Raw genomic sequence first — 12,202 nt, forward strand, 5'->3', positions numbered from 1 at the left:
ACATCAGGTTTTTTTCATTGACAAAAAAGGATATCGCTAGTAAAAGAAGCACACTTTGGTATATGATAGGAATCTATGATTTTCAGGATGAACCAAGGGAGTTGTCGTGAATATGGAAATGACCATTACAAGAGCATTAAGTGAACTGAAAATGTTAGATAAAAGAATCAACCGAAGCGTTGATGAAGCCGTACTTGGTGGATTGATGATCGGGAAACATATACAGCATGGATTTCAGAATCAAGAAGAAGTTGAAAAAAAGGCGAAGGCTGATGATCAATCGATTCAAGCTTTAATCAAACGCCGAAATGCCATCAAATCGGCCATCGTTGTATCGAATGCGACCACAATGATTGATGTGGCGGGTGTCCGTATGACGATGGCAGAGGCGATTGAACGAAAGACGTCGATAGACTACGATATTCGTTATTTACGGAAAATGAAACAAGTGTACAAAGAGCTGGTCGACAAAGCAGAACAAACGAATGAAGATGTGAAAAAGAGACTTGATCAGCATTTAGAAACCTTGTTTGGGAAAGATGGAAAGACACAAGCGGCTGCCAACCAAGAGATCGTGAAGTCTTTTCTAGCGGAAAATGAGGCAGTGATCATCGATCCGCTTCGCCTTCGAGTGAAAATTGAACAGCTTTCGAAAGAAATTGAAGATTTTCAAATGGAAGTTGATTTTTCCTTGTCTGAAAGCAATACACTAACGAAAATCCAGATCGATTAATTGATTTTGTTAGTGAGCCGAAAATCGATAGAACTAAACACCTCCGAGGGAAAGGTCATTCCCTCCTCATCTGATGATCATCTTAGGATGATCCTTGATAAAAGCTCAAAGCTGAACGTTCAAGGATCAAAGTTCAAGTGTGAAAGTTCTTATCCATCAAAACTCAAGATTAAAAGTTAAACGCTCGATCGAATCTGGGAATAACGGCTGATGAGTGTTTGTTTATCGACTCTTTCGGTTGCCGCCCAGCAGGTTTGCTAACAAAAAACAAAGGGCTAAAATGATTTTCATTTTAGCCCTTTGTTTTTTTCAGCATGATAGAAAACCTTTGCAGTCTAGGAAGGACGAGCACTGGAACGGAGCGAATTTGACATTCGTGAGTACCGGAGCGCAGACCTGACACAGAATGCGAGGGTTTGTCTACACGCTGAAGGATGTCACTTGATGACATCCTTTTTTCTATGAGATTAGTAACGTGATGTATACGCCAAATGGTATACACTTGTGACATTTGAAGATAGTTTGATGTCGTTTGACGTGAACGTCACTGGAACGACATCGTAGTAATGTGTTGACCAGCCTGCATTATTGTATGATTGGTAGCCTGCACCTGCAGGAACTTGAAACGTCAGCGAAAACTGTCCATTCTCATCTGTTGTGCCTGTCGCTGTTTGAGCATATGATTTGATGGCTGCTTCAAAATAAAGCTTGATCGGCTGATTAGGCATGAGGTTTCCGCTTGCATCTTTTAGTGTCCCTTTAAACGTAGCTGGATAATAAGAACCCACGCGATATTTACTGCCATAGCCGTAATTCACTATTCCACTATCGGCTGCTGTGACACTTGTTACTTCTACTGATGCTGGTACTGCACCTGTTTCTTCAGCATGTGCAAAGCTTGGGAATACGAGAAGCAATGATAGAACGAAAGCAAACATGATTTTTTTCATCGATAAATCCTCCTTTTTTTTCCTACTATTTTACTATCGACATTAATTGGTATTTTTCCAGTTAAAAACAAAAAAACTTCCCTTTTTTAGAAAGGGAAGTCCTTTTTTTATTTTTTCACAACCACTTTTGCCGCTTTGCTTTCTCTTTTTCTCACATCTGATGCGGTCACATATAAAACCGTTTTGGCTTTCTGTGGTTTTATTTGGGCAGTAAATGCACCCTTGCTATTGGTTTTGACTGTTTTGATGACTTTCTTTGATTTGTTTTTCACTTTAATGGTCAAGCCTGCACCCGCAGTCCCTTTGACCGCTTTACTTTTGACTGTTACTTTGCTGACTTTCGGCTTAGCTGGTGCTTTGCCTTTTTTCACGACGGTTTTGAGCGTCGTAGCGGCCTTTCCTTTTGACATTTTAATGTGAAGGACCTTGTTTTTGTTCTGATGCTTAATCTTCACACTAAAGGTTCCTTTTTTGCCTGCTGTACCTTTTCCAAGCAGCGTTTTGCCTCTATACACAGCAATAGCAGCACCGGCTTTTGCTTTACCTGTCACCTTTTGATGCTGATCTTCCACTTTGTTCACTGATGCATTCAATTCAACAGCACTTAATGCAGCAAATGCATTCAGTCTGCCATGTCCTGTCATCCAATCAATTCCTGGGATTTTCGGATCGACAATTGGCTCCTCGTTTTCATCATAGAAAACGTCGTCTTTTCCATCAATAGATTTAAATGAGATGTCATCTGCTGTACTTTGCAAAAGATTTCTCACTTGATTTGGCTTTAAGGATGGATTTTTAGAAAGCAGTAACCCTGCTGCTGCTACATATGGTGTCGCCATTGATGTCCCGCTAAGGTATGAGACATTCCCATCAGGCATGAGGCTCGGAATATCCGACCCTGGGGCTGACATGCTCAGTCCTTTGCCATAGCTTGAAAACTCAGCGGCAATATCCATACGGTTGCTTGCGCCAACCGCCATTGCGTATTTTGATGTCGCAGGGTAGCCCATTTCTGGTACGCCATCATTTCCACTTGCCACGACGACTAGTACATTTCTTTGAGCAGCATAATTCATGGCATATTCAATCACTCTGCTGTAGTAGCCGCCAAGGCTCATGTTGATGACCTTTGCGCCTTTGTCCACTGCATGCTTGATCCCAAGTGCAATATGCTCTGTATCGCCAAAGCCATAGGCATCCAGCACCTTCACCGGAATGATGCCCGTATGTTGATTGAGACCTGCCATTGAGTAATGATTATCGGATTTTGCGGCAATGATGCCTGCCACATGCGTACCGTGTCCATTGTCATCAATCGCATCTTTGTTTCGTCCAATGAGATTCGCACCTAAGTCTGTACGAACAGTCCCGTTTAAATCTGTCAAACGGCTGTCTACACCTGTATCCACAACTGCAATTAATGTTTGCTTCATTTTGCTTGTGCCAATCAGTGTATTCATTTGTTCAAATTTGACGTCAGCGCCTTTTTTCCCGCTGTTTTGCGCACTGTTTTTCAGCGGCCACTGATAACCATACTGCGCGTCGTTGCTTAGCGCACGATAGGTTTGAACAGGCTCTGCAAATTCAACATTCGGCATGCTGGAAAGCTTTCTTGCCGTGCTTTTGATGACCGCTTTGCCTGCTTTTAGTGTCTTTCCAGCTGATTCTTGCCCTGCTGGCACATCATAGACATACATTCCTTTGAATAAAGGACTAACTGACTGTGATGTCACACGGTTTTCTTGGATGCCGTAGCTTTTCATTTTCTTTTTCGCAGATTGAAGTGTTTGGCCATCCTTTAATTTAAAAATGATCTTATTCGTTTTAACCTTCTCTTCTTTTACAAGCTTTTGTTTCTCTAATACATAACCAACTGACTTTCCTTCAAGCTGATCGATGCCAATTTTTTGACTGACGGCTTCTAATTCCTTTTTTAAATATGCCGGACTTGCTTCTTTGAGCATATCAAAAAGGGAGCCGATCGCCTGTTGTTCTTTTTCTGTTACGATATGACCACTAAATGCACCATTTTTCTCTACGTCACTTAGCAGTGTTTTTAATGTGAGCAGATGGTTGTATACCTTTTGCTGCTCTTTTTGATGTTTGATGAGCTTTGATTTGAGAAACGGCTTTGTCTTTTGGAGCAGACGCGAAAGCTTCCGACCTTCTGCCGTTTCATTGAATCGTTTATCTTCGATTGTACGAATCGATTGAAGAATTTCACGCCCGTACTTTTTCTCAATAATGATGATTTCAGGCTCATCTTCTTCAGGAAAAACAGGTTCAGAAGGCGGAAGATTAGCTCCTTTATATCCGATTGTATATGCCGCATCCTCTTCCTCATCACGGCTGTCTTCCTCTGACCCTAAATAGAGCACTTTGACATAATAGGGACCTGACCATGCATGCGGGAAGTTGATCTCTGTCTCTCCGCTCGCTGTGTCCACGCGATATCTTGAATATGTGTCATCCTTCATCGCTCTGTCCTTGCTTGGATAGACCGATACGGACAGCACTTGTTTACTTTTCACAGAAATTTGCATGTGTGTATGTTTTGCCACCTCTTGTGCAGATGGCGTGATTTCATACCACGACTCTTCCTTTTCATTCTGTAATGTACCTGAGATGACTTCACCATTTTTTAACCCAATGGCTTCATTGACACTTGTTCCATGACTGGCAGCTGCTGCCTCGTATCCAGGTAATGCTGCCATACATAGAATGATGGCCATGAGTACGATCACACAGGATTTGACCTGCTTTTTGAACATGAAAAGACCCCCTTATCTTTTATGATACCTTGGAAGAATATCACAGAAATACATATAGTAGAATCTGTTTTTTACATAATTAAACTCGTTTTAAGCTAGGATTTGAGATATTCAGTCAGCAAGACAGATAGCTTCATAAACTTTTTGCCATTTCAAACGGAAAATGATGCTATTTAACCTTGCTGAAAAGTACATTACAATCAACTTGTAAGCGCTTAACAAACAAGAGAGAAGGGATCAGCTTGTTCCAAAAAGATCATGTTTTCACACAAGTAAACGGACGATCAAAGAATGAGATTTTACAATACATTTCCGAGAAAGCTGAAGACCTTCAGATTACAAACAATCAGGCGGGGCTATTAGCAGATTTGTTGACACGCGAAGACGAAGTCTCAACAGGACTTCAGCAAGGCTTTGCCATTCCACATACAAAAAGCTCCGCTGTACAAACGGCTTCACTTCTTTTTTTAGAACTTGAACAACCCATTGAATGGGGAAGCTTCGACGATTTGCCCACAAGCTATTTATTTACACTGCTCGTTCCATTAGAAGAAGCAAATGTCACACATCTGAAATTACTGTCAGGTATTGCGACCAGTCTAATGGAACCTGCTTTTATCGAGAAGATTCAACCAGGTCAAACAGCTGATTACTATTACGAAGTCATTGAACAACAATTGAAAGAGGGGATTACACAATGAAAATTGTCGGTGTCACTTCATGTCCAGCAGGGTTAGCTCATACTCCAATGGCAGCCAAAGCGTTAGAAAATGCAGGTAAACAGCTCGGACACGAGATCAAAATCGAACAGCAGGGGATTATGGGACAGGTGAACGGCATTACAGCAGAGGAAGCACAGCAGGCAGACCTCTGCATCATTGCCTCAAATCAGCATATCAACGATGCGGAACGCTTCTCAGGCATTCCCACTGTACGTGTCGAAATCGGACGTGCCCTAAAAAATGCCGAGCAAATTATCACTAAAGCTGTAGCACTTGTTGAAAAGAAAAAGTCTGAATCTCAATAAACATGAGCAATGCCATATAGAAAGGAGCAAAGAAAATGAAAGCAAAATTAAAAGTCATTGAAGGCCATCTCATGACCGGTATTTCTTATATTCTTCCTGTAATCATCGGTGCTTCACTTATCGTTGGTTTAGCAAAACTGGTCGGGTTAGGGTTTGGTGTTTCAGATTTAAACACCTATAAGGATGCTGGCGGCATACTGCACGGTGCCTATTTAATGGAGCAGGTCGGCTGGACAGGTATTGGCTTAATGAACGTTCTGCTTGCTGGATTTATCGCCTATTCCATTGCGGATAAATCAGGTCTTGCAGCCGGTTTTATCGGCGGTGCTCTCGCCAGCTCAACCAATGCTGGTTTTATTGGTGCCGTCATTGCAGGCTTCTTCGCAGGATATGTGGCTCTTTTTGTGAAAAGAAAAATTCAAATTCAAGGCTCTGCAGCTGGGCTCGTCCCTCTGCTCATCCTGCCGCTTATTACTGTTGGCTTAACCGGACTTCTTATGTCAGTTCTTCTGGGCGGCCCATTAGGCGCTTTGAACACGGCATTAATTGAATGGATCAAAGGTATGGTCGCTGATGGAACAAGCACACTCGCACTCGCTCTCATTTTAGGTGCGATGATTGGCTTCGATCTTGGCGGACCGGTGAATAAATCAGCGTGGATGGCTGGTAACGCCCTCTTTCTATCAGGTGTCTACCTCCCTGCCATTCTCGTCAATATTGCGATTGTCATTCCACCGCTTGGATACGGGCTTGCGACATTGATTCGAAAACGCAACTTCTCCCCAACCTTTAGAGAAGCCGGACGTGGCGGCCTTGTCATGGGCATTATCGGTATTACGGAAGGGGCGATCCCTTTTACCCTCGTCAATCCTTTGAAATTGATTCCGCTCAATGTTGTCGCATGTGCTGTTGGAAGCGGGGTCGCTGCATTATTAGGAGTTCATGACATCATGCCGCCAATTGGCGGGCTATACGGCTTCTTCTCAGTCGGAAACTGGTGGGCTTATTTAATTGGAGCTCTAACTGGCGCACTCGTCATCGGTATTGGCGCCAACCTGCTTGTGAATTTCTCTGAGAAAAAAGAGCCAAAAACGCCGGAACATGATCAGAAGCAGAAAGAAGAAGACGATTTTGACCTTGTGCTAGAAGGATAATTTGAACGAAGAAAGGTGTCGTTGATCAATGACTGTCAATGTACATGTGATTCCACATACTCACTGGGACCGGGAATGGTATTTCACCACCTCCCGCTCCCGTATTTACTTAATGAAAAGCGTAATGGACATCTTAGATACCCTTGAAACAGATGAAAGGTTCCATTACTTCATGCTCGATGCCCAGGCTTCCTTATTAGATGATTATCTGAAATGGCGGCCAGAGGATGAGAATCGAATCAAAAAGCTTGTCACAGCGAAACGTCTCATCATCGGCCCATGGTATACCCAAACCGACCAGCTCGTCATTTCAGGTGAATCGATTGTGCGGAACCTGCAATATGGGATTGAACGCTGTCAGCAGTTCGGCCACGTGATGAAAGTCGGCTATGTCCCTGACTCCTTCGGTCAATCCGCACAAATGCCTCAAATTTATCGCGGCTTCGGTATTGTCGATACAGCATTTTGGCGCGGCGTTTCTGACCATATGACGAACCATACTGAATTCAATTGGCGCGGTGCTGACGGCAGTGAAGTCTTTGCTGTGAATCTGCCATTTGGCTACTACTACGGTGGTAATATCCCTGAGAAGGATGATGACTTACAAGCCTTTTTATCTGAAAAAATCGGTGCGCTGCAAGCAAAGGCCACCACAAAGAATGTCTATTTCCCGAATGGCTTTGACCAAGCACCGATTCGCAAAAACCTGCCTGATTTATTAGAAAGAGCCAATGAACTTGACGAGCATCACTATCAAATCAGCAGTTTAGAAGATTATATTGCAGCAGTGAAAAAAGAGCGGACATCTTTTGAGACATTACACGGAGAGCTCATTCATGCGAAGCATATGCGGATTCATAAATCTATTTTTTCAACACGAGCGGATTTAAAAATCTTAAACAATCAAATTGAAAACTATCTCGTGAATGTGATGGAGCCCATCCTAACGATCAGCTATTCTCTCGGACACGACTATCCGCATGATACGGTTCGCGATATTTGGTACCTCATGTTTGAAAATGCAGCACATGACAGCATTGGCGGCTGTAATAGTGACACGACGAATCAAGATGTCTTCTTCCGCTACAAGCAGGCAAAGGAAATCGCCGAGAATCTTGTGGACTTACACATGCGTCTCATCGCTATTCGACTGCAAACAGAGCAAGAAATCACATTCACCTTGTTCAATACCCTGCCTTCAAAGCGTTCTGAAGTCATTGAAGTCGAAACCTTTATCACGGAACGTCCATTTACGTTAAAGGATGCTAATGGAAGGACGCTTCAGTACACAGTGAAAGGCAAAACCGATGTCACAGATTATGTGCTGGCACAGCAAATTTCTCTTAACCCAAGTAAAGAAGTGTACATGCCAAAGCAAGTATGGAAAGCCGTGCTGCTGATTGAAGCCCTCGACTTACCGTCAGTTGGTTATACACAGGTCAGCATGGTCTTCGATGAATCAAGCGAATCGGCATGGGAACAAACTGAAGGACGCGTGATTGAAAATATGTATTACCGCATTGCGGCAAATGACAACGGATCACTGGACATCACAGATAAACAAACTGGCCAGACATTCTCTGAGCAAATGATCTTTGAAGACAACGGAGATGATGGGGATTCCTACAACTATTCACCCCCTCGTGAGGACCTGTATGTGTCATCCAAGGATCTTTCATCAGCAGACATCTCAGTGGCTAAAAGCGGCCTGCAGCAAGAGCTGACCATCAAGCTTCAGCTCACTGTCCCTTACGACCTAGAGGAGCGCTCTAAGCAATTGGCTGCGACTTCACTTCCGATCACAGCGAAGATAGCATTAAACAAAGACGATGCTGTCATCCGTTTTCATGTAGATGTGGACAACCATGCGTTAGATCATCGCCTGCGCGTTCTTTTTGATACAGGCATCGCATCAAACGTATCACTGAGCGATCAACAGTTTGGTACAATCGAACGCCCAACAGAGCTGACGCAAGAGCTAGAATGGTGGAACAATGAACATTGGGAAGAAAAACCGATCACCATTGAACCGATGCAATCCTTTGTCGCACTTCGTGATGAAGCATATGGTGCCGCTCTGTTGACCGACTGCGTGAGAGAATATCAGATCACAGGGGAAGGCTATACAACGATTGCATATACGCTCTTCCGCTGTTTCGGAAAAATGGGGAAAGAAAACCTGCTTTACCGTCCAGGACGCGCATCTGGGGAAAAAATTGTTGATACACCTGACGCTCAGCTGCAAGGTGCATTGTCATTCTCATTTGGAATGCACTATAGCAAGGACGCAGTCAGCGAGGGACACTTAGCACAGCTTGCCAAACGGTACACCACCCCTGTTCAATGCTACGAGCGGGCAGACTTTTTAAACGGTCGTTTAATTTTCTCTTTCCGAGATGAAAAAGAAGACTTACAATCTACTTATAGCCTGCTTGACATTGAGACAGATGGAGCCATTCTAAGCGCTCTGAAAAAAGAAGAGCATGGAACAGGCATTGTCATTCGTCTCTTCAATCCATATTTAACGCGTCAAACAGCCGCTTCAATCAATAGTTCATCTCTACAACACGGAGAAACAGCGAATTTAGGAGAAACACCTGAAGGACATATACTCAAAGCACAACATGGATCATTACACATTGAACCGCTTACACCTTGTCAGGTACAAACCTACATTGTAAAGAAAAAATGAACATGTAGGGGCGGGATCCATTGGATTCCGCCCCTCTTTAATGGAGGGCATTGATCATGCGAATTGGAGGCATTGAAGCAGGCGGAACGAAATTTGTCTGCGGCTACGGAACAACAGACGGAACGATTGAACACATGACTTCCTTTGCAACAGGGAATCCAGTTGAAACATGCCGGCAAGTGATCGATTACTTTACAAAGCATCGTGTCGATGCCATTGGAATTGGGGCATTCGGGCCTGTCGATGTGAAAGAGCAAAGCCTAAGCTATGGGACGATTTTAGACACACCAAAAACAGCCTGGCGCCAATTCCCTTTCCTCTCTACCTTAAAACAAGCCCTCGGGATCCCGATGAAGCTTGATACCGATGTGAACTGTGCAGCACTCGGAGAAGCCCGTTTTTCAACTGAAGCAGAAAAGCCTGCCTCCTTGGTCTATATTACTGTTGGGACTGGAATAGGCGGCGGTGCCTATATTGAACATCGCCTGATTCACGGATTGCTGCATCCAGAAATGGGTCATATCACCGTTCAGCGGCATCCTCATGACACTTACGGAGGATGCTGCCCTATACATCATGACTGTTTAGAGGGACTGGCATCTGGACCTGCCATAGAAGGACGCTATCATACACTGGCACAAATGCTGCCAGAGGATCATCCAGCCTGGTCACTTCATGCTTACTATCTCGGGCAAATGACTGCTAACCTGCTGCTCACCCTTTCACCTGAACGCATCATTCTAGGTGGAGGCGTGATGAAACAGCCGGCTATGCTGCCGCTTATTCTTGATGAAACAGACAAACGGCTTCACGGCTATTTACAGCTGCCAAAGCCTTTACATGAAATTATCACAAAACCATCCTTTGATGGACTATCTGGTTTAATGGGCGCCATCGCTCTTGGAACTGATGCCTTACAGGCGCAAGGAGCCGCGCAATGATGATGACGGCAGATCCTCGAACCTATCAGCTGATTCAGCGGCTATTTGAAACGAAGGGGTTCGTGAAGCTGGAGGAGCTCACTGCCTCTTTTCGCTTATCTGACCGCTCTATCCGCAATTTAATCAAGGAAGCAAATGAGTATTTAAAGGAAACTGGGGCCATGATTAAAACGATTCGCGGGAAGGGATATACTCTTTTAACGAGTGACCAAGACGCTTTCTTACTTTGGCTTCATCAGCAAAAGCTTCCTGCCCGCTCTCTTGTCCCCGTCATGCCAGAAGAGCGTGTACGATTTATGATGAGAAAGCTGCTGCTTCAATCAGATTACTTAAAAATTGACCAGCTGGCTGAAGAACTGTTTATCAGCCGCATGACGGTCAGCAGTGATTTAAAAAAAGGACGAGAGCTGTTAGCCCGTTACGGCATGACACTTGTATCAAAGCCTGGATTTGGCTTAAAGATTGAAGGAGATGAGCTGCAAAAAAGAACGTGCTATGCAGACTTACTTCTTGAAGAAGAGCCTGCTCTCTCTCATATCACCGAGCGAGAACAGCTCCATTTTCCTGATATTTCTCTTGAAACCATTCGATCTATTGTGTTGACGAACCTGCATCAAGAGTCATTGCTCATTAAAGACATTGCCTTAAAAAATTTAGTCATTCACTTAGCCATTGCGATTCAGCAAACACGAAAAAACCAGCGGATATCCGCTAGTACTGCCCGTACACAAAGATCACCCGTTTTGATGAGAATTGCACAAAAAATCATACAGCAGGTGAGTGACACTTTTTGTGTGACCTTATCAGAGGATGAAACAGATTACTTAGTCATGCATCTATTGGCGAATCAAACGTGGAAAGAAGCCGCCCAGCATCAGACGACAGTGGAAGTTCAGCAGGCGGTTACAGTCTTTCTACAGCACATTGAAAAAATAAGCTGTCATCGTTTTGCTGATGACAGCATCCTGCAGCAAGACTTGATGCTTCATATGAAGCCGTTATTAAATCGCATCCAATATGGCGTATCATTACAAAATCCGCTTTTGCATGAGATCAAAACGTCCTATCCATACCCGTTTGATTTGGCTGTCAGCGGGCTGAATGCCTTACAGCTGGTGCGGACGCCAAATGAAGATGAAGCGGCATATGTTGCCTTGCATATCGCTGCTTCATTTGAAAGAAGTCAGCTCGATACCTCGCAAAAAAAGAAAGCGATTATCGTGTGCGGGTCTGGGCTAGGGACGGCAAGACTGCTTGAAATTAAATTGAAGGCAGCCTTTCAGCACGAGCTTGACATTGTTGAGCTCTATTCCTATCAGGATTATCTCATGAGCTCCTCTTTGCCGTGTGACGTCATCATTACAACCGTACCTCTCACATCAAAGGGGAAACCAGTCATTCAGGTCAGCGCCTTTTTTGAACATCATGATATACAGCGTGTAAATGAAGTCATTCATTTATTAAATGGACACGGGGCACCCTCAAAAGAGCTGATGGCGTTTTTTCAAGAGCGATTGACTTTCATGAATGCTGATCTAAGCAGCAAGGATAAGGTATTAGATATATTATGCAGCCGTTTAGAGGCGCATCAGCTAGTATCGTCTTCTTTTCGGCCCTCGGTGTTTGAGCGTGAGCAAATGTCGTCTACCTATCTTGGCAGCGGTATTGCAATGCCGCACCCGCTCATCACAAATGAAGGCACCTCCTCTGTAGCCATCGCACATTTAAAACAGCCGATTGACTGGCAGGGAGACCAAGTATCAATTGTCTTTTTATTAGCGATTCATAAGGATGACGCTGCCTGCATGAACCAATTCTTTGAACAGGCCGTCGATTTACTAGACAATCCAGACCGCATTCGCGCCCTCAAGCAAGCCAACACTTTTGATGAGCTGATGGATGCGTTGTTTCAATAAGATCAAACAAAAGGCCGC

General features: G+C 44.0%; 9 protein-coding genes. 7 read left to right on the plus strand and 2 right to left on the minus strand.

The features are described 5' to 3' along the window. Positions 1 to 112: 112 nt before the first annotated feature. On the plus strand, positions 113 to 733 hold the full coding sequence (locus M1D84_RS17710) for a hypothetical protein (RefSeq protein ID WP_332285400.1): 621 nt from the start codon (positions 113 to 115) through the stop codon (positions 731 to 733). Positions 734 to 1,200: 467 nt separating this feature from the next. On the opposite strand, the gene M1D84_RS17715 is transcribed toward M1D84_RS17710, so the two are convergent. Further along, positions 1,201 to 1,683 (minus strand): Ig-like domain-containing protein, encoded by a 483-nt coding sequence (locus tag M1D84_RS17715; RefSeq protein WP_044333477.1) that lies wholly within the window; start codon positions 1,681 to 1,683, stop codon positions 1,201 to 1,203. A 107-nt stretch (positions 1,684 to 1,790) separates the two neighbouring features. Beyond that, on the minus strand, positions 1,791 to 4,454 hold the full coding sequence (locus M1D84_RS17720; protein ID WP_458106356.1) for a S8 family serine peptidase: 2,664 nt from the start codon (positions 4,452 to 4,454) through the stop codon (positions 1,791 to 1,793). 242 nt (positions 4,455 to 4,696) lie between these two features. Between M1D84_RS17720 and M1D84_RS17725 the strand changes: the two genes are divergently transcribed. The 6 genes from M1D84_RS17725 to M1D84_RS17750 are packed head-to-tail and all read left to right on the plus strand — an operon-like array spanning position 4,697 to position 12,184. Next, positions 4,697 to 5,155 (plus strand): PTS sugar transporter subunit IIA, encoded by a 459-nt coding sequence (locus M1D84_RS17725; protein WP_025092516.1) that lies wholly within the window; start codon positions 4,697 to 4,699, stop codon positions 5,153 to 5,155. Beyond that, complete coding sequence (locus M1D84_RS17730; protein ID WP_024424400.1) at positions 5,152 to 5,481, plus strand: PTS fructose transporter subunit IIB; 330 nt, start codon at positions 5,152 to 5,154, stop codon at positions 5,479 to 5,481. Before M1D84_RS17725 ends, M1D84_RS17730 begins: the two co-directional genes overlap by 4 nt. Before the next feature lie 35 nt (positions 5,482 to 5,516). Next, complete coding sequence (locus M1D84_RS17735; protein WP_024424401.1) at positions 5,517 to 6,635, plus strand: PTS fructose transporter subunit IIC; 1,119 nt, start codon at positions 5,517 to 5,519, stop codon at positions 6,633 to 6,635. Between the two features lie 28 nt (positions 6,636 to 6,663). Continuing rightward, a complete protein-coding gene (gene mngB, locus M1D84_RS17740; protein WP_458106357.1) occupies positions 6,664 to 9,327 on the plus strand; it encodes a mannosylglycerate hydrolase in 2,664 nt (887 codons plus the stop codon). 56 nt (positions 9,328 to 9,383) lie between these two features. Then, entirely contained in the window at positions 9,384 to 10,268 is an 885-nt protein-coding gene (locus tag M1D84_RS17745; protein WP_024424403.1) for an ROK family protein, read from the plus strand. Continuing rightward, on the plus strand, positions 10,265 to 12,184 hold the full coding sequence (locus tag M1D84_RS17750; protein ID WP_458106358.1) for a BglG family transcription antiterminator: 1,920 nt from the start codon (positions 10,265 to 10,267) through the stop codon (positions 12,182 to 12,184). The genes M1D84_RS17745 and M1D84_RS17750 overlap by 4 nt, the downstream gene beginning before the upstream one ends. The last annotated feature ends 18 nt before the right edge of the window (positions 12,185 to 12,202 follow it).

This window comes from Bacillus sp. PK5-006, assembly GCF_054161415.1.

What these genes read in the sequence shown, in the direction of transcription:
- M1D84_RS17710 (WP_332285400.1), top strand. Translation starts at nt 113, where the DNA reads ATGGAAATGACCATTACAAGAGCATTAAGTGAACTGAAAATGTTAGAT.
- M1D84_RS17715 (WP_044333477.1), bottom strand. Translation starts at nt 1,683, where the DNA reads ATGAAAAAAATCATGTTTGCTTTCGTTCTATCATTGCTTCTCGTATTC.
- M1D84_RS17720 (WP_458106356.1), bottom strand. Translation starts at nt 4,454, where the DNA reads ATGTTCAAAAAGCAGGTCAAATCCTGTGTGATCGTACTCATGGCCATC.
- M1D84_RS17730 (WP_024424400.1), top strand. Translation starts at nt 5,152, where the DNA reads ATGAAAATTGTCGGTGTCACTTCATGTCCAGCAGGGTTAGCTCATACT.
- M1D84_RS17735 (WP_024424401.1), top strand. Translation starts at nt 5,517, where the DNA reads ATGAAAGCAAAATTAAAAGTCATTGAAGGCCATCTCATGACCGGTATT.
- mngB (WP_458106357.1), top strand. Translation starts at nt 6,664, where the DNA reads ATGACTGTCAATGTACATGTGATTCCACATACTCACTGGGACCGGGAA.
- M1D84_RS17745 (WP_024424403.1), top strand. Translation starts at nt 9,384, where the DNA reads ATGCGAATTGGAGGCATTGAAGCAGGCGGAACGAAATTTGTCTGCGGC.
- M1D84_RS17750 (WP_458106358.1), top strand. Translation starts at nt 10,265, where the DNA reads ATGATGATGACGGCAGATCCTCGAACCTATCAGCTGATTCAGCGGCTA.